The following is a 19,718-nucleotide window of genomic DNA, read 5'->3' on the forward strand; positions in this document are numbered from 1 at the left end:
CTGATTATTTGCTAACGCGATCGTAATAGACCATATCCGCATTCAGGCCCTGTTGATAGCCTTTGACGTTATCGCGCAGCACCACCTGCGTTTTGGCCTGATCGATAAACACATACGGCGAGCTACGCTGTAATTCCTGCTGCATGGCGGTATAGAGCGCGGTGCGTTTGGCTGGATCGGCCTCAGCGACTGCTGCCAGCGTTTGTTTGCTCAACTCAGGGATCTGCCAACTGTTCAGTCCGGCTACCGTGCTGCTTTTGCCATCGTTATAGGCGAAGGCGCTGGCATTGGAGTGCGCATCGAAGTAATCCGGGATCCACAAGCGGATCGCTGCCTGATGCTGCTTGGCGCGTACGCGGGCATAGACCTGGCTACCGGCGGCAGGCAACAGATCGAGCTTCACGCCACCTTGGGCAAAGCTGGCCTGGAGCGACTGGGCGATGGTGATAAACGGCGGTTTGTTTTCCACGTCCAGCGTCAGGCTGGCGTTGGTGATCCCGGCTTTTTCCAGGATCGCCTTGGCTTTGGCCGGATCGAAGCTGAACGGGTTATCTTCCAGCGCCCCCGGTAGGCCGACCGGCAGGAAGCTTTGATGGACGAAGTATTGCCCTTTCAGCAGATCTTTGGTGATGCCCTGATAATCCACCAGATAGCGGGCCGCTTCCCAGAAGGCCGGGTTCTTCAGCAGCGGGTTGGCGGTATTACCGGTGTTGAACACCAGATAGTTTTGCTCGGCGGAAGGGATTTCCAGCACCTTCACACCTGCCTGGCTTTTTAGCGCGGCGGTTTGATCCGGGCCGAGTTCACGCGCCACGTCGGCATCCCCTTGCTGGATCAGCAGGCGGCGCGCGCTTGGGTCTGGCACGTTTTTGATAATGATGTTGCTCAGCAGTGGTTTATCGCCCGGTGAGGTTGGGTTGGCATCCAGCACGATCGCCTGGTGCGGCTGGTAAACCCGCATCTTGAACGGGCCGCTGCCCGCAGAGTGCATCTTCAACCAGGCGTTGCCGAAATCGTCACCCTTCACGTTAGGCTGCACGGCTTTGCTGTCGACGATTGAGGCGATCGGCGTCGAGAGGATATTCAGGGCAACCGCTGGGCTGACGTCTGCCGTCCAGCTTAGTTGCACGGTATGGTCGTCGATCTTTTTCAGCTGCTGTTCGATATTGTCCGGCTGCCAGCCGAGAACGTTGAGGATAAACGCCGGTGACTTGTTCATCTTCACCGCGCGGGTGTAAGAGAAAATCACGTCGTCGGCGGTCAGAGGGTTACCGGAGGAAAACGTTGCCTGTGGGCGCAGTTTGATCGTCAGGGTCTTGGCGGCGGCATCATCTTGCCAGCTTTCCGCCAGCACCGGGATCACCTTGGCTGGATTATCACGATCGGCCTGCACCAGGCGTTGATAGAGGCTGGGTACGGTCTGGATGCTGGAAAGCTCATTGGCCTCCGCCGGATCCAGGCTGACAATATCATCCAGTGACTGCACCACCACCAGCGTATTCGGCGGCGTGGCGGCCAGTGCAGTGGTGGAGAGGGCGGCAAGAATAAACAGCGGCAAGACTTTGGCTTTCATAGACGTTTTCCCTTAAATGTGCCGGTAAACCAGAAATGGGGATGCGGATGTTTTCCTGGACTGATTTACTGTGTGATCCCAAGTTGTCGCCGATACACTTCCGGGCTGACTGCGCCCAGCGACAGTTTAATACGTCGTTCGTTATACCACCGGATGTAAGCATCCACACGCTGCATGAAGTTTTCCAGCGTCACGTTTGACCACTCACGACCGTAATACATTTCAGTTTTCAGCCGACCGAAGAACCCTTCGCACGCCGCATTATCCGGTGAACACCCCTTGCGGGACATCGAGCGGATAAGACCTGCCGTATTCACCCGCGCCAGCCATCCCGGCCAGCGGTAATGCCCGCCTCTGTCACTGTAGATGACCGGACGATCGCCTGCGTTTAACGTGCCGATCGCGCCTTCCAGCATCGTATTGGCCAGCTCTGCATCTGGGCGTGTACTGAGCGACCAGCTCACCACTTTGCCATCGAAGCAGTCCACCACTGGCGACGGGAACGACTGACAACAAGCTGCTCTTCCGCCATCAGCCTGCGCACCACCTTTTCAGAGAGCCGCAGACCTTCCTGCCTGAGCATCGCATGCAGGCGACGATAGCCATAACAACGGTAATTGCCGTTAAAGATCTCTGCCATTGTGCCGCGAACGGTCACGTATTTATCTCCCGCACGCAGAGCCACCCGGTGATAAAAATAACTGCTACGTGCAAGCGCCAAGACACTCAGCAGTTCTGCCAGAGGATGCGTTTCTCTCAGGGCATCAACGATCTTTGTTTTTTCCCTGTTTGTCAGAGTGCTGACGCTGATGCCCGGGTCTTTTTTTATGATTTCCTTCGCTTTTTTCAGGATATCCAGCTCCATCTGCTGACGCTGTATTTCCTGATTAAGTCGGGCAATTTCTTCCCGCAGCGCATCGCGCTCCTCCTCAGGGGAAGGTGCCTTGTGTTTGCGCATGGCCTGGTAAGCCCCGTTGCCTATGATTTCATCTTTCCATTTATACAATACCGTGCGACTGACACCAATATTTCTGGCGATTTCACCGGCAGATACACGTCGTGTACAGAGCGCCATAACTGCCTGACGTTTCAGCTTTGGTTCAAAGGGCGCATTCTGATTGATTGTACTGGTGAAGGTAAGCCGTCTGTCGGGGTGAAGTTCATTAACCCAGCGAGCCAGTACATCACAGCAGGGATAACCGAGAGTCCTGGTGGTAAATGCCAGGCAGCAACCATGGTTAAGATAATGTTCAACAGCAGCCTGCTTTTGCACATCAGAGTAACGTGGCTTACGGCGTATGGTTTCTGTAACACCGCCACTCGCTTCCCATAAACGGATCCAGCGTCGCAGATTTCTTTTAGAGGGGTACCCCAGATCACGAACCACGGGAGCCAGTTTTCTGCCGTATTTAAAGTAAAGCTCAATTGCGCGGATCCGTTCTGCTTCGGTAAACATTGTTTCTCTCCTGGGAGTCCAGGAAATCGTCCGCATCCCCTTTTAACCATTTAGAAATGTCCCTTTTTCAGGCATAAAGGCTCTAATCTTTTGTGACTTCAGGGATCCCAAAAATGTTGGGACTATGTCTGATAAGGAGTTAGTTCGCGCCCAGATTATCCAGTCTGTTTGTGAAAAACGGTTACGTCGCCGTGATGCTGCAAGCCAGCTGGATCTCAGCGAACGTCAGGTTCAGCGCCTGATGGATAAGTTCCGCTTGTCAGGAACTCCAGGGCTCGCCAGCTTAAAGCGTGGCAAGCCGGGAAACCACAATCTTCCGGAGCAACTAAGAATGAAAATTCTGGCTCTGCTACGTGAAAAATACAGCGACTTCGGACCCACATTAGCCACAGAAAAGCTCAGCGAGCGCCACCAAATATCGATCTCTGTAGAAACCGTACGCCACTGGATGATTGCTGATGGCCTTTGGGTTCCACATGTCCGGCGTAAAGCACGCGTTTATCAGCCCCGGTATCGCCGCGACTGTCTTGGCGAGCTCATTCAAATCGACGGCTCTCACCATGACTGGTTTGAAGGTCGTGCATCAAAATGCTGCCTGTTGGTTTACATTGATGACGCTACCGGTCGGCTGATGCACCTGCGGTTCTGTGAAACAGAATCGGCTTTCGATTACATGCTGGCGACGCGGGAATATATTGATAAACATGGTAAACCTGTGGCGTTCTACAGTGATAAGCATGCCGTATTTCGCGTCAGCCAGGCTGAAACTCGTCGCACCGGCACCACGCAGTTTGGACGCGTTCTGCCTGACCTGAACATCGAGCTTATCTGTGCCAATAGTTCGCAGGCCAAAGGCCGCGTCGAGCGTGCCAACCTGACGCTCCAGGACCGATTAATCAAAGAGATGCGACTCGAGAACATCAGCAGTAGCGAAGAAGCCAATGTTTGGCTGGACAGCTTCATCCTAGACTTCAACCGCCGCTTTGCTAAGGCCCCAAAAAACCCAAAAAATCTCCATCGGCCGGTCAACGAACAGCCGGCAGCGCTGGATGATATCTTTGCCTGGCAGGAGCTCAGAACAATCTCGAAACCCCAGACATTCCAATACGATAAGATGTTATATCTGGTTGAACCCACAGAGGAAAACACACGGATTGCTGGCGAGAAAATCATGGTTTATGACTACCCCGACGGCACGTTGGCGTTCAAATCTGGCCACAGAACGCTGGCCTATCAGGTCTTTGACAAGTTGGCCATCGTTGACCAGGGCGCTATCGTGGACAACAAGCGCCTCGGCGCCGTACTGAAGCTGGCGCAGGTCCAGCAAGGTGAACGGGACCGGGAGGGCCAAAGGGAGCGCAGCAAAGATGCCAAAACGCCGGGCTCAGGCCAGAATCCAGGAACAACTCAGGGTCATCAATCCGGTCTTGGCCAACCCCGAAGAGTTCAGAGCCAGTCTCAAACGCTAAAGCCCTTTTCTCTTTTTAACATTCACCAACGTGACATTTTAAAATTGGAAACCAGGGTGACATTTCAACTTTTGGTATAAATTCTAACATTTTCAATGAGTTACAAAAACCTAAGCGCGAAAACCCACCACACCACTGAAGCGATACGTGGGTCTTGCCGACCCAAAGAACACCCTATGTGCGGACGCGTCGCCCTATTTCCCGTCCCTGCATACGGAACGAATCCGTAGCCGCCAGGAAACCACAGGCGGCAGCTGGCGCAAGGCCCCCCGACTTGATCAGGTGTCATTGGTGACGCTATGGGTGATTTTCCTGTTAGTTCTTCTTACCCCTGCCGAACCCACTTACCCATCGTGGAGATGCCGACAGTCATTCCGGCAGGAGCAGCGGCCACGGTGTATGGTTGATTGGCTACTATCTGCGCTGAGCCGCTGTGAACTCAGGGATGCAACGGCGTCGGTTACGGCCGGTCATACCGTCCCCTAAGCATTGGCTTCGAGATGATATTACCACCTCTAGCCGCGTGGCCTTAGTCACTATGCCACTACAACCATGGTAATGTATTATAGGTATTCGATAATCAAGGCAGTACTCCCGGAGAATTCACCTGCGGTATCGGTACGTTCGACGTTCGCACTCACAATAAACCCAGCGCTTCCATCGACACGTATATCAGCACCACGCCACGCGGGTCGTCCATTTATTGACAATTCAGCGATCGGAGCTCCCTCGGAGGCCCCCAGGTTCAGGCGGCTACCGGGTATCGCGGGTGTACGGAGCCGTACGTCTACTACACGGTTGCAGGCAACCGACCCATGGGCCAATCCACGGCCCGTGCCACCCAGTTCGACCGTCATGGTTATATCGAGAGACGCCGGGCCGATCAGACATGCCGTGCCTTCAGGTCGCACCCCACAGGTAAAGGATCCGATAGCATAGGACCCGAGGGCGGCATCACGGGTGGCAGACAGAACCCACCCACCGCAGAGCGCCCCTAGGGACGAAGTACGTATCCAGGAGGCCGGCCCGTACACATGGTTGGATGGTATATTCCGGAGAGCTTCTACGAGAGGCCTGCCGGGAACCACCGTAAAATTACACAGGCCAACGCCCCCGGTGGCCGATGTACAGTTCATACCGTTCCCCTCGCCCCTTTCGTACTGGATGTACGACATATAGTGCATGCCCGGTGGTACCATCACGTTGTCCGGTGCCCAGTAACTAGAAAAGTATATGGTGCCTTGCAGTTTGAACCCCTCCCCGTCGGGCAGACCTGTGACGCTACCCATGTCGGCATAGCCATACCCAATCGAGACGGGGGGCTCCCCACCGCGGGCATGGTGGCAGCTGAGAAGAGCCACACAGATCAGAGCGTGGATGGTTGGACGGTGCAGCATGACTGAGCCCTATTCCATTGTTGATTAAGTCAGGCAATCACTCACTCAGCATTCTGTAAGAGGTATTTTGCCCATGTCATCCACCGAGTTTCATATTCCCGCACATGCAGGGCGGTCTCTGCCTTCGACAGTTTCCGCCTGCGTGCCTGCTCATAAAGCCGCGCAATACGTTCCCGATGGTTTTGTTCTGCCCTCGGCGCTATCCGGGGCCCTTCGGGGGCATACCAGAGCCCCAGCCAGTCAAAGCCATGTTCAATTTTCCCCAATTGCGTTTTATCTGGGTGTGTTTCAAATCCACCCAAATCAAAAAATTCATGCAGTCGCTTGATTGCCTTGCGTAAATGCCAACGCGTTTTCGTGAAAAAAATAAAGTCATCCATATATCGGGCATAAAATATCTCCTCACGCGTCGCAAAATAACTGTCAACATGTCGTAATAAACTGCCACCAATGAGTGGGCTCAACGCACTGCCACGGCAAATGCCTTTTTCCGGCGTCACTATCTCGCCGCCGTCCTCAATGCTGTAATGGAGCCATTGCAGGCACAGGTCTCGGCAGACCACATCGGCGATATGCCAGTGCAACTGTCCGGCCACCTGGTGTTTTAAAATATGCCGGTAATAGCCCCGGATATCTGTGCGGTACACATAACGCCATTCCCCACTTTGCCAGGCGGAGGAGACACATTGTGTCGACCCGCTGACGCCACCGTGCCCTTTCAGGTGATGGCAATGCACGTTCCTGGGTAGTTTCCCGGCGATCTGTATCGCTACCCACTTGAGGACCAGCGCATCATGCGCCGACCATTGCACCCAGCTTTTATTTCGCCGCCGATAGACTTGCATCGGCGACAGCCGGTACTCCCCTGCCAGCACCCGCTTTAGCCATTGAAACTGCTGCTGTGGCCACGTAAAGCGTAAATCCCACACATCAGCATTCGGTGGCGCGTGTTGCCGTCGCTGACATAACCAGCGGTATGCCGCTTCCCAGTTCCGCGCTGTGCTTTCTTCTGTCTGCGTGTCTGTCACGGTCTGTGAGGTTTCTCTTACTCATATTCGAGATTGAAAGTCGCCACCGCACTGAAGGGTCCGCGTTCGATACGCTGGTTCCTGAGCGCATCCGGCTCGCCCTGCACATAGGCCTTCAGCGCAATATTGGTGCTCCCTGCCTGCAACAGCAATTTATCGCTCGCCTGATTGAGCGGCAGCGGTTGGGCCGACGGCGTCTCAAGCCCTATGGCAATCCCCGTGGCCCCACTGCTGCCGTCCAGGGCCAGCAGGCCCGGCAGGGCGCTGCTTTCCGTGCCGCTAAAGCGCACGCTGACCGTCTTGCCCAGCGTCAGGTCACATTCCTCCAGGTGTATCTCGAAGGCCTGACCCAGGGTTCTCGTGTTCAGATACAAGTACTTGTCAATGATGGTGCCAAAATCCAGCGTGATTTCTTCATCGCCCGGAGGTATCACACAGGGCTCTGCCACCAGGGCACCGTGCAGGTGCACGTTGTTGTCATCCGCGGCCTGGGTTACCGGCGGCACGACAATCAGCGCCAGCGCCAACAGCAGGGCGGCAGCCCCGGAGCGGGGATGTCCTGTACGCTGACGTTTGCCCAATTTCCATTTCATCTCGTGCACCTTATTCATAGTCGGCACGCAGCGTGGCCCAGGCCTCAAAGGCCCCTTCGGTCAGCGTGGCACCCGCTTGTTTTATCGGCACAGCCTCAAGACGGGGCGGGCTGTCCAGGTTTATCTTCAGCGTGCTGTTCGGGGTGAAGGGCGTGTCGTTCTGGTACACCCGTATGCCGAGGCTGGTTTTGTCTGTCAGCAAGGCCTCACTGTCGAACCCGGCCACACTGCCACTCAGGCTGAGCGTCAGCGCCCAACTGCCGCCGACGGCTTTGTCACAGGTGATTTGGTAATTCAACGGCTGACGGTAGTTCACCCCGTCCACTTTGTTGATACCCACCCGCTCGCCGAAGTCGACATCCACCTGATTACCGTCGTTGATGGTGCAAGGCGGCGGCTCTATCAGGGTGCCGTGAAACGTCATGTCCGCCTCACCGTCCTTGGCCTGTGCCGGGGCGATGCTCCCCATCAGGCCGCAGGCCAGCAACAGGACGCTTATCGTTTTGGTCATGCTCCGCTCCCGTTACTGGTAATCCACGGCCATCGTGGCACCCGCACTGAATTCGCCCCCCGCGAGGGTCGCGCCGGCCTGTTTTACCGGCACGGCCCACAGTTCGGGCTTGTTTGGATAGGTGAAGTTCAGCCAGCTGTTGACGGCCATCTTGCTGTCGCCATGGCGCAGTTCGATGCCGAGCCCGGTTATTTTGGTCTGCAGCACCGTGGCGTCAAACGCGGCGCCCGTACCCTTCACCTGAAGCTTCATCGCATTGGAGGCCGGGCCTGTGCATGACAGCGTGTAATTGACCGGCATTTTGTAGTTGTCGCCGTCCACCCGGGTAGTCATCACGTCACCGAATTCCACTTCAATTGGGCGGTCATCGTTTATCATGCAGGGCAGCGGTGCCACCACGGTGACCTTGACCGTGACCGTGGCCGTGGCCGCAGCCCATGCCAGCAGCGGCAGTGCGGACAGTAAGGCGGCCAGTGTCTGCCAGGCATGTTGATGCCGCGTCAGGGGGTCCTTCATCGTCCTGCCCACCTCAGTCATAACTCAGATGAAAATCCACCACGGCCCGATAGCTGCCGGCCATCAGGGGGGCGGGGGTGCGTTCCGGGGTCACGGTGTAGCTCAGCGTGTTCTGTCCCGGCGTCAGCAGCAGCGGCTTGCCCCGGCTGCCCAGGCGCACGTCTTCGCCCTGCGCATTCTCCATGCGCAACCCGAGGCCGGAGACACCCCGCGCCTTCAGCAACTGCGGGTTATCGGCGTCACGGGGGGCGTTAAAGCTCACCGTCACCGCCGGCTGATTGTCCGCCCAGGTCAGACCGCCAGTCCGTACGTCGATACTGCCCGCCGGGCTGCGCAGGCAATCCGCCAGGCGCAGTTCAACCCGGACCGGTTCGCCGCGAGCGCCAATCGTCTGCAAACGCCCCGTTCCCACCTCGCCCAATGCGACATCCTGATGGGCGCTGGTCATGTCCAGCCGACAGGCGCTTTCTGTCAGCGCGCCGTACACATACAGAGAGCCATTAGCCCCTTCAATGTCCCAGTTATCGGCCTTCGCCTGCGCGCCGGGCAACAGCCACATCATCATGCCCAGCGTCAGCGGTACCATCAGCGCCAATCCGGCCAGCGTGGCGTAGTACTTCAGCTCGGTCGCCCCGTGCGGGCCCTGCCGGTATCTGCCTGTCTCGTGTGTCATGCTCATATCCTGTCTCCCTTCGCTTCGCCGGTGCCCGGCACCACCCGATACGGTTCTGCTACGCCGTCTTCGCCGGTATCACGGTGCAGGTGCTACCGTTGCAGCTGAAACTCAGTTGCGGTCGGCCGCCGTAGTCGTTGACGTAGGTCAGCACCGGGCTGTTGCCCACCGCCGCCGCACTCACCGTCAGCGGCAGGTTACCCTTGGGCGGCACCATCATCGGCTCGAAGTTTTTGATGCCCGGGCCGTCTTTCTTGTTGCTCGCGTCAACCAGGGTGACGTAATACGGCGTCGGATTATTGACCACGTACTTGTCGCCCTGTTTGCTCAGGGTCATTTGCTCCTGCGGCGGCGGCGCGTTCTTGTCCATCGCGATGGCCGTCGGGCGGTAGAACAGCTTGATACGCGTCTGCAACGCGATTTGCAGCGTGTTCGGCTTGCTGCTCTTCGGCGGGATTTCCCGCAGGTTGAAGTAATACACCGTCTCGCGGTCCTGCGGCAGCGTCGTCACCACCGGCAGCGCCTGGACTTTCACCTGGCTCGGCTTGCCGGGCTCGATGCGCTGCACCGGCGGCAGTACCGTGAGGGGGCTCTGGATTTTGTTGCCCTGGTCGTCTTCGATCCAGCCCTGTGCCAGATACGGCAACTGCTTGTTCTGGTTGCTGACGTTCAGGCTCACCGATTTCTGGCTGCCGTCGAAGATGATCCGGGTCCGGTCCAGGGCTATCGCTGCCTGCGCCTGCTGGGCCACCATACTTCCCAGCAGGGCGACGGTCAGCAGCGCGGTCGTGCCGGTGCTGCGGCGTGAAGGCATAGTCGTTTTCAATAAGTCGTTTCGCATTGTCTCTTTCCCGGCCTCAGGGCCTGTGAAATAGGTTAGTTAACACCGCATGCCGCTCTCGTCACTCAGTGGCACAGGCTTGTGTTGTCACGCCGTGGGTTTATCTCCGTCAGGCTCTGGGGCACTGGCGCTCACCGGATGGCACGGCAACAACAGCGTATTCATCAGCATGTCCGCCGGTAGCGGGGTCGGCATCCGCACCTCGCACTGCGCCACCCCACCCCAGTGCACCGTCATCGTGTCACCGGCGTTAATGCCGCTCAGGTAGACGCTGCCGCCGTCGTTGACCAGGCCGGTCTCCTGTTTGCGGGCATTCATCACCGTCGCGCCAAACGGTGGCTCGCTGCCGTCGGCCAGTTTGATCACCGCCATCGCCTTGGCACCGGCAATTACGTCGAATTGACGGTAACCAATCGCGCCTTCGGTCAGCGTCGCCTGCACCACAGACTTCGTCGCTTCGGCGTTATCACCCAGTTGGTTCACATCGATGCTCGCCTTGTTGCGGTAGTAGCTGTTCACATCGCCGATGATCGCCTTGCCCCAGGCATTGGTCCGGCTGGTACTGCCGTACCCGCGCACCGGCACGTCCGGTACGCCCTGGGTATCAATCAGCATCCGGGTGCCGCCCGCCGTGCCGGCACGGTGCAGTGCACCGCCGTTCGCCGTCAGCGTCATTCCGCCCTGCAACGACATGCCGACGGCGCTGTAGCGCCCTTCCTGGTAGCTGGCATTGGCACTCATGCGCGTCGTGTCGCCTTCATGGTTGTAATACCCGTTCACGTTCGCCCCACTGCGTGAGCTGCCGGCGCGCAGTTGGTAGGTATTGTGCTCATCAATCCGGTCGGAGTACCCCACCTGATGCGTGGTGTCGTTACGGTTCACCGTGGTGTTGTAGCTCACCGTGGCGTTGCTCCCCCACGGCATCGACAGCGACAGGTAAGCCCCGTCGTCTTTGGTGCCGTTATATTCATTGCGGTACGCCGACAGCGACAGACTCAGGTTTTTAAACCGCCCCACGTCGAAATAACGCGATACAGTCAGGTTGTAACGATCGTTGGCCGGCCGGTCCCAGTAGGTCTGATGGCTGTAGTTGATGTAGCTGCTCAGTCCCCAGTCCCGGAAGTGCTTGTTGAAGGTGACGGTGTACATCTCCTTGCCGTTGCCTGTCCGGGTGCCGTAATAACGCGCGTCCAGATACTCGCTCATGCTCATGAAGTCCTGTTCCGAGAAGCGGTAGCCAGCAAACGTGACTTGACTGTCGTACTCGTCAAAGTTCTTCGAGTAACTCAGACGATAAGAGCCGCCACTGAGCGTACCGCCTCCCTGCGGCAACCGCGCCCGGGACTGCGTGGCGTCGAACGACAACGCCCCCAACAGCATCAGGTCACGCCCGATACCCAGTGACAACGCGTTATAATCCCCGCCCGCTAGCGCGCCCCCGTACAGCGACCAGCCGTTGCTGACCCCCCAGGAAAATTCACCGGTGCCGAATATCGGGCCGCGCGAGTGATGTTCCCAGTCCGAGGGTTTGCCAGCCGCCAACTTGAAGCGCACCGACCCCGGCCGCGTCAGGTACGGAATGCTCGCCGTGTTCACCACAAACTGCTGCACGCTGCCGTCCTGTTCCTCTACCCGCACGTTCAGCTCACCGCTGACCGAATCGTTGATGTCCTGAATGCGGAACGGCCCTGAAGCCACGGTGGTTTCATACAGTACCCGCCCCTGCTGGCTGATGACCACCTTGGCGTTGGTCTTCGCCACCCCAACCACTTCCGGCGCATACCCGCGCAGGTTGGGCGGCAGCATGTTGTCGTCTGATATCAGACTCACCCCGGTAAAGCGGAAACTGTCGAACATGCCCGAATCCAGATAGTCCTCCCCGACCGTCAGCTTCGAGCGTAGCGACGGCACCGCCCGGTAGGCGTAATACCGACTCCAGTCCAACTGCTGACGAGACGACTGACCGCTACCGGTCTGGCGCTCGAGGTTGGCCTGCCAGTCTGCTCGCAGGCGCCAGGACCCCAGGTTAGCCCCGGCCGTGCCGTTACCGCTCAGGGTTTGTGTATTACTGCCGTCTCGCTGCTGATGCTGACTACGGCCGTTAAGGTTGTAGTCCAACAGCAACCCGGGAATGCCTTCGTCCCAACGTGACGGCGGATCCCAATTCTCATCGCTGTACTCTAGGAAGGCCTGCGGGATGCTCAGGTACAGGGCATTGGTGGCCAGGTCACCCCGCACCTCCATCCCCGGCACGCTGCCCTCATCCAGACACTCACCGTCATGCCACCAGGTCAGATCCTTGAGCACGCCCTCCTTGAACCCCAGCTCGTTCACCAGCGCCTGGCTGATACAGGCCCGGCTGCCGTTCGGATCCGCCTTCGGCGCATAAAACGGGATTTGCTGCTCCGGCAGGTCATTCTTGTTGATATGCACCACCATGCCGTAGGTACCCGGCATGATGTAGCCCCCACGGGAAAACTGGCTCAGGTCGATATTTTTGCGGTCGTTGACGTCCAGCACATCCGTGTTGAACTGAATGTCATCTGCCGCGTAGACCAGGGTCATCGGTGAGTCCAGTGCCAGCGAGACGCACAGCCCCACCGCCTGGAGTCGAACCCGTTTTCCTGTTGGTGACAAACCCATACCCTTACCTTTTTATTTTAAATAATCGTTGCCGATGCACTGCGCGAGGTATTCAGAAATAATCCAGTTTGAAACGAATTGACGAAAAATAATCGCCGGGCTTCAATGCGTGATTATTCGCCACCAGTTTCAGGGAGTAATTCAATTGCATGCTGCCGGGAATAATATCGACAAACGGCAAGACTTTTCCGGGTAACGCAATATTCCCCGAGCCATCAGAAATTTGCAGTCCCACCCCGGACGCGCCGCCGCGAACACCAAATAAATTCCCTTCCGTGTCACCGTCAAAGGTCACCTGGAAGTGTTTCCAGTCCGCTTTTCCCGGGCGCTCAAGCACACAATCAACCAGATCTATTGAAAAGCGTTTACTGCGCCCCTGGCCATCACGAACAATATCCGCCACGGGAATAACCCCCATATCGATACTTTGCTCACGACTGTCCACCGCAATGGCGCAGGCGGTATCGATAATACTGCCCTGCATATTGACCTGCCCCCATCCCGCCAGGTCACCGGCGGCATACGCAGAAAAGAATACAGGGGGAAACAGACAGGAAAATACGATTAACGTTTTTCTATTAATGTGCATCTTCCATTATTCCTTTGGGCGACTCGCATAAAAAGAGCATGCGGAAACCCCGCATGCTTAGACACATCACTATTTAAAATAAGGGGAATAAAAGGGGCTTAGTTGTACGCCAGGGTAAAGTCAGTCACCGCCTGGAAATCACCTTCGGTAATGGTTGCTGATGCGCCATCACCCTGCATGTAAGCCGCGAAGGTCAGCGTGCCGTTACCGTCCTGCAAAGTCTGTTCTTTAGTTGGTTTACCTAGCTCAATCACTGTACCCGTGCCGTCAGTGATGGCTACGCTGGCGCCCTTGGCATTACCGGTGATCCCCAGCAGACCGTTACCCGCCACAGATTCCATACCGCTGAAGGTCACCTGGACCTTGTTCTTGGCAGCCTTTGTGCCGAATGAGCAGTCTTCCAGCTTGATATCAAAGTTCCTTGGTGTGGACTGGCCACTGTTTGCCAGCGCCGCATTGGAAATCTGCCCCAGGTCAACGGTCTGATCGATAGACTCCGGTGCGATAGAGCACGGTGCGTCTATAATAGAACCGGTGAAAGTAACTTTACCGTGACCCTGGTCAGCGGCATGAGCCATAGATGCTGAACCAAATGCAATTACGGCAGCCAGAAGTGTCTTATTCAGGTTCATTTGTAAATTTCCTAAGATAATTAATGATTAAATTTTTATTTCCGGACCACGGACTGCACAATCCATTACGCAAAAAGCAATAAGAGATAAAATAGACTCACATTAAAACAGTACAGTATGCAGATCCAGAATAAGAACAAAGAGCGCCTCCGTTCTGAAATTAATTATTGCAAAAAAAAACCTAAACTGGGAGCTTTTTTCTCAACACCAAATAAAAAAACAATATAAAACCAACAGCATTTTCTTTTTCAGTAAAAATCAAAATATACGATCGTGAAAACCGCCATTGCGATATAATCAACTGTAATTGAAATTATATACAACTTTATAGATTGCCAAAGCAAACAATTTCACTACAATGAACCAATAAATGGGAATATCCCCACACTTAGTAGCACATAACGGCATTGGATGTGGATGTGGATGGGATCTTGGAGCGAATACAATGGCGGAGCTAAAGGTCACACGCAGAGAAAGCCTCCGGCTACAACACGCGTTACTTATCGCTTTGCAACAGTTAGCACCGTCAGTAACAAACAATAGGTTACCACCGCAGACGAGTTGGCCTTCTACGCGGCAACTGGCGATGGCTCTTGATATCGGGATTTATCGAGCACGTTATTTACTACTCGATATGGTTAGAAAAAATCATGTCGTCGTCAGTAATAGTGCAGTAAACAATTCGCTACGCTGGTTTCCGATAGAGAAAACCATCCCCTCTCCAGCCGATAATTCTTTACCGGATAAAGTCATTAATAAATAATAAAGAGCGAGGTGTTAATATTGGTCTTCAATGTCAATGTTCTGATATGTCTGGGGCTGTGCCTGGGTTTGTTTGGTTTTTGGTTTCGGCGTGCCGCAAATCATCGCGCGATTTTAGTCTCGCCCGCCTTGGCCTATTTTACTGCGGGGGTTGTGGTATTAGCCCTCCCACTGGCATATACCACAGACATGCGAGTTACGAGTGCCGCCTGGCGGGTTGCCGGGATCGTACTCGGACTATTTTGGTTTGTTTCGTGCCTGCAAATAAACTGGCGCCGATGTACGGTGCTTGCGGCACTCTATGGCTTACTCTTTTTGGTTGCTGTGCAGGCCGTTATTGCTGGACAGCAGTGGCTTGTGCCTGATAATGCCTGGGTCCCTCTCTACGGCAACCAGGTCTACGGCTCATTCTTTCAGCCGAACGTCCTCGCCAGCTTTATTGCTACCGGCGTTACCTTGACCCTTGCATTGCTGCTACTCCCCGGACTGGCCTTAAAACGCGCCAGGAGTGAGCACGCACGCCAGTGCGGCTTGCTGATCCTACTTGCGATGCTTTCTGCCGTTCTGATTTGCATTCAGTCCCGGGCTGGTTGGTTAGGTGGCATCGCCGCAGTATTGCTCCTTTTCCGTTTTGGTCGTCTCAACTCGCCACGAACGGTCCGTGCCGTTGCAGCACTGACCGTTGCAGCACTGACCGTTGGTGTATTCCTGGGTAGTACATTGCTGCTCTTGGAGCAATCTCTCATTCCTCTGGTCGACCACTCTCACAGCAACCTGTCTCGCTGGACCATGTTGCGCGATACGCTAGCCATGATTGCTGACAGCCCCTGGCAGGGGTGGGGGTATGGCGGGTTCGAGTATGATTTTCAGCACTTTCGCGTTTCCCAAGCTTCACCAACTCAGGTGACCGAAATTGCTCGCCATCCGCATAACGAAATATTGCTGTGGGTCGTTGAGGGTGGCCTGATAGGGCTAACTGGCATGACGCTGGTTCTTATCGGCATAGGAACTATTGTCAGGCAGGCTATAAAACGGGACCGTTCTGCCCTAATGGCCGGTCATCGCATGGCCGGAGTGACGACAGCGCTGAGTATTGCCGCACTGCCCATGGCTATCCACAGTCTGCTGGAGTTTCCTTTCTACCTCTCGACTCTGCATTTCGTCATATTCCTGCTTTTGCTCGCCATGGCGGACCACCTCAGCGCAACAGAGCCAACCCTAAGTACCTTGCCGAACATCTCAAGCAGAATACTGAACCGGACCCTGACTGTTCTGGCACTGGGCATTACAGTGCTGGCCAGCTTTACCCTTAAGGGGGGGGTAACTCTCACGCAAGTGGAAAGATTTGGCATGGAAGATGTCACCCCCTTAAAGACGTTACCTTCTCTGACTCGCCAGCTGCTTCAGGAACGTATTACCTTTGATGAGCAGATCGGTGCCCTGATGACCTACAACCGGACGCGTGATGAACGTCTACTTGAAGACTACAGCCAGTGGGCACAAACCTACCTGCAACAACGCATCGATAAGAACGTTTACGCCAACCTGATCTCCGTATTACTGCACCAGAAACACCCAGCAACCGCAGAGCGTTATCGTCGTGAGGCGGCATTGTTTTTCCCGACCGATGTTCGTTTCTCCCCCCCTTCGGTCGATATCACTGCAACTCACAATAACCAGGAAAGGTGATGAAAAAAAACCACGTCAATATCTTTATACATGACCCCAATCAATATTTTGCACAAGGCCTCAGTGCCCTGTTGCAAATTGAGGAATTGTGTAAGAACACCACAGTCACCTTTTTAACTCATCAGAATCGCTATCTGGCCGACCTGATAATAGTAACGGATGATCCCTCCGCTTTCGTCAAGGTCTATTCGGCAACAATGATGAATGCCCGGCGAAATGTACTTCTGATCCAGGATAACTTCCGATACCGGACGGTTTCACAAACTCGGTACAGTGCCGGCATCATCAGACGCCACGACAGCATAAACACCGTTTTGCAGTTACTGGACTCAACATTCAAAAAACACAATGACAGTACCACCGATGATGCCCTGTACAGAAGTCCGTCGCTAACGTTCCGGGAAGGCCAGATTTTGACCGCCATAGCGCAAGGACTGCAGCCCAAGATGATAGCCAGGCAGCTTGGAATGCACCCCAAAACGGTCAGCACCCATAAATGTGCCGCCATGCGCAAGCTGGGGTTCTCTCGTAATCACGAGTTGTATCTCTGGTTGTGCAACCAGAACGGGCTGCCACAGAGTCTCATCGATGCCCAATAGCTGCCTCCTCCTCGGAAGAGTAACGCCAATCAAGCCACGCCTCGGTAACGAGTGTTCTAATCATGATAAATAAAGAAAAAACCTACTCAACAGGATGCGCACCAAGAATGAAAAAATCGGTCAATCACACAATTCGTATGGGCATCGTATCCCTCATTGTCCTCGGCTCTGTAGCCTGCCAAACGTAAAAATCAGGCAAGCCAACCACCAAGGACCATGCCAACACAGAACAAACGTCACCGAAGATGCCCAGCTTAAGCACCGTGAGATCGAGCGATTAACGCTGTGCCAGGAGCAATTAGGCGCATTGATTAAAATTAACCCAAAACAGCATCAGCAGTATAAACAGGCCTTCGACAACCTGATGAACGGTGCCTCACAGTATGCGAGTCTGCGAGTCTGCGCGTCCAAGTGAACAATAATACCCAGGAGACGGTGGATGCTCTGTATCGTTACAAGATCAACTACCTGTGCGCCGGCGTCAGCCAAGCCGTGTTGACCGGCCTGGCTGAGCGAGCGGAGCAGGTTAAAGAGGAAACGGTGAAATGAGTCAACGAAAATGGCTGTTCACCCGAGGTTACACGACATTAGCAGCCCTCATGATAACCGGCAGCGTCTCGGCGGATGACGGTATGCCTGCCTTATTACAGTTTGCCGAACAATATCAACAACAGGTGCTTGAAAAACCGGCGACTAAATAAAAATCGTCCACGTCAGGCGTCGCCATATCGACGAAAATCCGACACAGCCCGCCTGCAGGCCGGAGAAACAGATCACAGCAATCCCGCAGGTTAAACCCAGTACGCAACATCAATCGCTGTTAGCCAGTAAACAGCAACTTGCACGGCAACACATCGAACTGGAAACGCTTCGTAAGGAAGTTAGCGCGTTACGGGCAGAAAAAAACTTACTTCCCGCTGTTATCCCCCCAATTGTCTGACCTGCAACCGTTGAAGCAATGGGTCGTCAGTCTGGGAGATGCCTGGCGTGGAACACCCGATGCACAACGCACTACCGCCCTGCTTCGCGAAAAAGACTATAGAGCCAGAAGGAGGGATTAACCAGAAAAACCCTTCTATAAGAAGGGTTTTTGGCAAGGGCGATTTACAGGGTTTTGCTCAGCGTGGCGACCATCACCGCCTTAATGGTGTGCAGGCGGTTCTCTGCCTGATCAAACACGATGCTGTGCTCCGACTCGAACACCTCGTTGGTCACTTCCATACCGCCGTGCATGCCGTACTGCTCGGCCATCTGTTTACCCAACGTGGTTTGATCGTCATGGAATGCTGGCAGGCAGTGCAGGAACTTCACCTGTGGGTTGCCGGTCAGTTTCACCATCGCCATATTCACCTGATACGGCCTGAGCAGGGCAATCCGCTCCTGCCAGACTTCTTTGGCTTCTCCCATCGAGACCCAAACGTCGGTATACAGGAAATCGGCACCTTGCACGCCTTCGGCAATATCTTCCGTCAGGGTGATTTTACCGCCGGTCTGCTGTGCCAGCGCCTGGCATTCTGCAACCAGCTCGGCTTGCGGCCAACAGGCCTTCGGCGCGACCAACCGCAGGTCCATGCCCACCAGCGCGGCGGCTTCCAACAGGGTGTTGCCCATATTGTTACGTGCATCGCCAATGTAGGCGAATTTCACCTCGCTCAACGCTTTCCCCGGCAGGTGTTCACGCACGGTGAGCAGATCCGCCAGCAACTGAGTTGGGTGGAACTCATTGGTCAGGCCATTCCAGACTGGCACGCCAGCGTGTTCTGCCAAGGTTTCCACCAGGCACTGGCCAAAACCGCGATATTGAATACCGTCGTACATCCGGCCCAGCACGCGGGCGGTGTCTTTCATCGACTCTTTGTGGCCGATCTGGCTGCCGCTTGGGCCAAGGTAGGTCACCTGAGCGCCCTGATCGAATGCGGCAACTTCGAAAGAGCATCGGGTACGGGTGGAGTCTTTTTCGAAGATGAGCGCAATGTTCTTGCCTTGCAGATGGCGGGTTTCCTGGCCTTGCTTTTTGGCCTGCTTCAAATCGGCGGCCAACTGCAGCAAAGACTGGATCTCACTGGGGGTAAAATCCATTAATCTCAAAAAGTGACGACTGTAGAACGGGTTCATCTGGCTCATCTCCGTAAATCTCTATCGTTTTGATTGAATTTAAATTCACTTTATATGTATGAATATTCAATTTCAACCCCGAAGCAGAAATCTTTCACGTTTATCGTGGCAGCGGTGACAGCGGTGTGTGAAAATAGAAGTAACGAAGCCCATTTTATTGAGGATAGAGGCATGGCAAACCGCGAATTGCTGGAAGAACAACGTGAAGAAACCCGCCTGATCATCGAAGAACTGCTGGAAGACGGCAGCGATCCGGATGCGCTCTACACTATCGAGCACCATTTCTCTGCCGAAAAGTTTGAAGTTTTGGAGCAGGCCGCCGTGGAAGCCTTCAAGCTGGGCTACGAAGTGACCGATGCCGAAGAGCTGGAAGTGGAAGATGGCTCCATGGTGATGTGCTGTGACGTGATCAGCGAAGTTGCGCTGAATGCCGAGCTGATCGACAGCCAGGTAGAACAACTGGTGGCACTGGCAGAAAAATGCGGTGTCAATTACGACGGTTGGGGCACCTACTATGAAGATCCGAACGGTGAAGAAGGCGACGACGAAGAAGAAGACGGCGACTTTATCGATGAAGACGACGACGGCAAACGTCATTAATTAAATCCTGCGGGCTGGCGCAAGCTGGCCCC

General features: G+C 55.2%; 17 protein-coding genes and 2 pseudogenes. 7 read left to right on the plus strand and 12 right to left on the minus strand.

All coding sequences use genetic code 11. From position 1 onward, the window contains the following. Positions 1-4 precede the first annotated feature (4 nt). Together WN53_RS10895 and WN53_RS10905 are read right to left on the minus strand one after the other, a co-directional pair. Positions 5-1,573 (minus strand): ABC transporter substrate-binding protein, encoded by a 1,569-nt coding sequence (locus WN53_RS10895; RefSeq protein WP_024483419.1) that lies wholly within the window; start codon positions 1,571-1,573, stop codon positions 5-7. Positions 1,574-1,638: 65 nt separating this feature from the next. Next, positions 1,639-3,029: pseudogene (locus tag WN53_RS10905) on the minus strand (IS3 family transposase). Positions 3,030-3,153: 124 nt separating this feature from the next. Here WN53_RS10905 and WN53_RS10910 point away from each other — a divergent pair. Further along, positions 3,154-4,498, plus strand: a pseudogene (locus WN53_RS10910) (ISNCY family transposase). Between the two features lie 1,438 nt (positions 4,499-5,936). Here WN53_RS10910 and WN53_RS10920 read toward each other — a convergent pair. The 9 genes from WN53_RS10920 to WN53_RS10960 all read right to left on the minus strand — a co-directional run bounded on the left by WN53_RS10920 (position 5,937) and on the right by WN53_RS10960 (position 13,921). Continuing rightward, the gene (locus WN53_RS10920; protein ID WP_037411456.1) at positions 5,937-6,923 is read right to left on the minus strand and encodes an RNA-directed DNA polymerase; all 987 of its coding nucleotides are present in this window, start codon (positions 6,921-6,923) and stop codon (positions 5,937-5,939) included. A 17-nt stretch (positions 6,924-6,940) separates the two neighbouring features. Continuing rightward, positions 6,941-7,516: a fimbrial protein gene (locus WN53_RS10925; RefSeq protein WP_024483422.1), complete on the minus strand. Its 576-nt coding sequence runs from the start codon at positions 7,514-7,516 to the stop codon at positions 6,941-6,943. A 10-nt stretch (positions 7,517-7,526) separates the two neighbouring features. After that, positions 7,527-8,027: a fimbrial protein gene (locus WN53_RS10930; protein ID WP_024483423.1), complete on the minus strand. Its 501-nt coding sequence runs from the start codon at positions 8,025-8,027 to the stop codon at positions 7,527-7,529. A gap of 12 nt (positions 8,028-8,039) precedes the next feature. After that, on the minus strand, positions 8,040-8,543 hold the full coding sequence (locus WN53_RS10935) for a fimbrial protein (protein WP_046808055.1): 504 nt from the start codon (positions 8,541-8,543) through the stop codon (positions 8,040-8,042). A 13-nt stretch (positions 8,544-8,556) separates the two neighbouring features. Further along, entirely contained in the window at positions 8,557-9,216 is a 660-nt protein-coding gene (locus WN53_RS10940) for a fimbrial protein (RefSeq protein ID WP_024483425.1), read from the minus strand. A gap of 58 nt (positions 9,217-9,274) precedes the next feature. Continuing rightward, on the minus strand, positions 9,275-10,030 hold the full coding sequence (locus WN53_RS10945; protein WP_037411457.1) for a fimbria/pilus periplasmic chaperone: 756 nt from the start codon (positions 10,028-10,030) through the stop codon (positions 9,275-9,277). Between the two features lie 114 nt (positions 10,031-10,144). Further along, positions 10,145-12,700 carry an outer membrane usher protein gene (locus WN53_RS10950; RefSeq protein ID WP_046808056.1) on the minus strand — a complete coding sequence of 852 codons (2,556 nt, stop codon included), beginning with the start codon at positions 12,698-12,700 and terminating at the stop codon, positions 10,145-10,147. Positions 12,701-12,752: 52 nt separating this feature from the next. Then, positions 12,753-13,289 carry a fimbrial protein gene (locus WN53_RS10955; RefSeq protein ID WP_024485841.1) on the minus strand — a complete coding sequence of 179 codons (537 nt, stop codon included), beginning with the start codon at positions 13,287-13,289 and terminating at the stop codon, positions 12,753-12,755. A gap of 98 nt (positions 13,290-13,387) precedes the next feature. Next, entirely contained in the window at positions 13,388-13,921 is a 534-nt protein-coding gene (locus WN53_RS10960; protein WP_024485840.1) for a fimbrial protein, read from the minus strand. A gap of 445 nt (positions 13,922-14,366) precedes the next feature. Between WN53_RS10960 and WN53_RS27220 the strand changes: the two genes are divergently transcribed. From WN53_RS27220 to WN53_RS28640, 5 genes are all read left to right on the plus strand, one after another. Further along, entirely contained in the window at positions 14,367-14,684 is a 318-nt protein-coding gene (locus WN53_RS27220; RefSeq protein ID WP_071784990.1) for a hypothetical protein, read from the plus strand. 20 nt (positions 14,685-14,704) lie between these two features. Then, positions 14,705-16,372 carry a PglL family O-oligosaccharyltransferase gene (locus WN53_RS10965; RefSeq protein WP_051346361.1) on the plus strand — a complete coding sequence of 556 codons (1,668 nt, stop codon included), beginning with the start codon at positions 14,705-14,707 and terminating at the stop codon, positions 16,370-16,372. Further along, complete coding sequence (locus WN53_RS10970) at positions 16,372-16,971, plus strand: LuxR C-terminal-related transcriptional regulator (RefSeq protein WP_024485838.1); 600 nt, start codon at positions 16,372-16,374, stop codon at positions 16,969-16,971. Before WN53_RS10965 ends, WN53_RS10970 begins: the two co-directional genes overlap by 1 nt. A 411-nt stretch (positions 16,972-17,382) precedes the next feature. After that, complete coding sequence (locus tag WN53_RS28930) at positions 17,383-17,520, plus strand: hypothetical protein (protein ID WP_235167008.1); 138 nt, start codon at positions 17,383-17,385, stop codon at positions 17,518-17,520. Next, entirely contained in the window at positions 17,517-17,672 is a 156-nt protein-coding gene (locus tag WN53_RS28640; RefSeq protein ID WP_158645278.1) for a hypothetical protein, read from the plus strand. The genes WN53_RS28930 and WN53_RS28640 overlap by 4 nt, the downstream gene beginning before the upstream one ends. Before the next feature lie 403 nt (positions 17,673-18,075). On the opposite strand, the gene argF is transcribed toward WN53_RS28640, so the two are convergent. Continuing rightward, positions 18,076-19,095, minus strand: coding sequence for an ornithine carbamoyltransferase (gene argF / locus WN53_RS10980; RefSeq protein ID WP_024485837.1), 1,020 nt, complete (start codon positions 19,093-19,095; stop codon positions 18,076-18,078). 162 nt (positions 19,096-19,257) lie between these two features. Between argF and rraB the strand changes: the two genes are divergently transcribed. Beyond that, positions 19,258-19,686: a ribonuclease E inhibitor RraB gene (gene rraB, locus WN53_RS10985; RefSeq protein WP_024485836.1), complete on the plus strand. Its 429-nt coding sequence runs from the start codon at positions 19,258-19,260 to the stop codon at positions 19,684-19,686. The last annotated feature ends 32 nt before the right edge of the window (positions 19,687-19,718 follow it).

This window comes from Serratia fonticola (assembly GCF_001006005.1).
In the GTDB taxonomy this organism is placed as follows: Bacteria; Pseudomonadota; Gammaproteobacteria; order Enterobacterales; family Enterobacteriaceae; genus Chania; species Chania fonticola.

Bases quoted from the DNA above. Each gene is read 5' to 3' on its own strand.
- WN53_RS10895 (WP_024483419.1), bottom strand. From the start codon at position 1,573: ATGAAAGCCAAAGTCTTGCCGCTGTTTATTCTTGCCGCCCTCTCCACC.
- WN53_RS10925 (WP_024483422.1), bottom strand. From the start codon at position 7,516: ATGAAATGGAAATTGGGCAAACGTCAGCGTACAGGACATCCCCGCTCC.
- WN53_RS10930 (WP_024483423.1), bottom strand. From the start codon at position 8,027: ATGACCAAAACGATAAGCGTCCTGTTGCTGGCCTGCGGCCTGATGGGG.
- WN53_RS10935 (WP_046808055.1), bottom strand. From the start codon at position 8,543: ATGAAGGACCCCCTGACGCGGCATCAACATGCCTGGCAGACACTGGCC.
- WN53_RS10940 (WP_024483425.1), bottom strand. From the start codon at position 9,216: ATGACACACGAGACAGGCAGATACCGGCAGGGCCCGCACGGGGCGACC.
- WN53_RS10945 (WP_037411457.1), bottom strand. From the start codon at position 10,030: ATGCCTTCACGCCGCAGCACCGGCACGACCGCGCTGCTGACCGTCGCC.
- WN53_RS10950 (WP_046808056.1), bottom strand. From the start codon at position 12,700: ATGGGTTTGTCACCAACAGGAAAACGGGTTCGACTCCAGGCGGTGGGG.
- WN53_RS10955 (WP_024485841.1), bottom strand. From the start codon at position 13,289: ATGCACATTAATAGAAAAACGTTAATCGTATTTTCCTGTCTGTTTCCC.
- WN53_RS10960 (WP_024485840.1), bottom strand. From the start codon at position 13,921: ATGAACCTGAATAAGACACTTCTGGCTGCCGTAATTGCATTTGGTTCA.
- WN53_RS27220 (WP_071784990.1), top strand. From the start codon at position 14,367: ATGGCGGAGCTAAAGGTCACACGCAGAGAAAGCCTCCGGCTACAACAC.
- WN53_RS10970 (WP_024485838.1), top strand. From the start codon at position 16,372: ATGAAAAAAAACCACGTCAATATCTTTATACATGACCCCAATCAATAT.
- WN53_RS28640 (WP_158645278.1), top strand. From the start codon at position 17,517: ATGAGTCAACGAAAATGGCTGTTCACCCGAGGTTACACGACATTAGCA.
- argF (WP_024485837.1), bottom strand. From the start codon at position 19,095: ATGAGCCAGATGAACCCGTTCTACAGTCGTCACTTTTTGAGATTAATG.
- rraB (WP_024485836.1), top strand. From the start codon at position 19,258: ATGGCAAACCGCGAATTGCTGGAAGAACAACGTGAAGAAACCCGCCTG.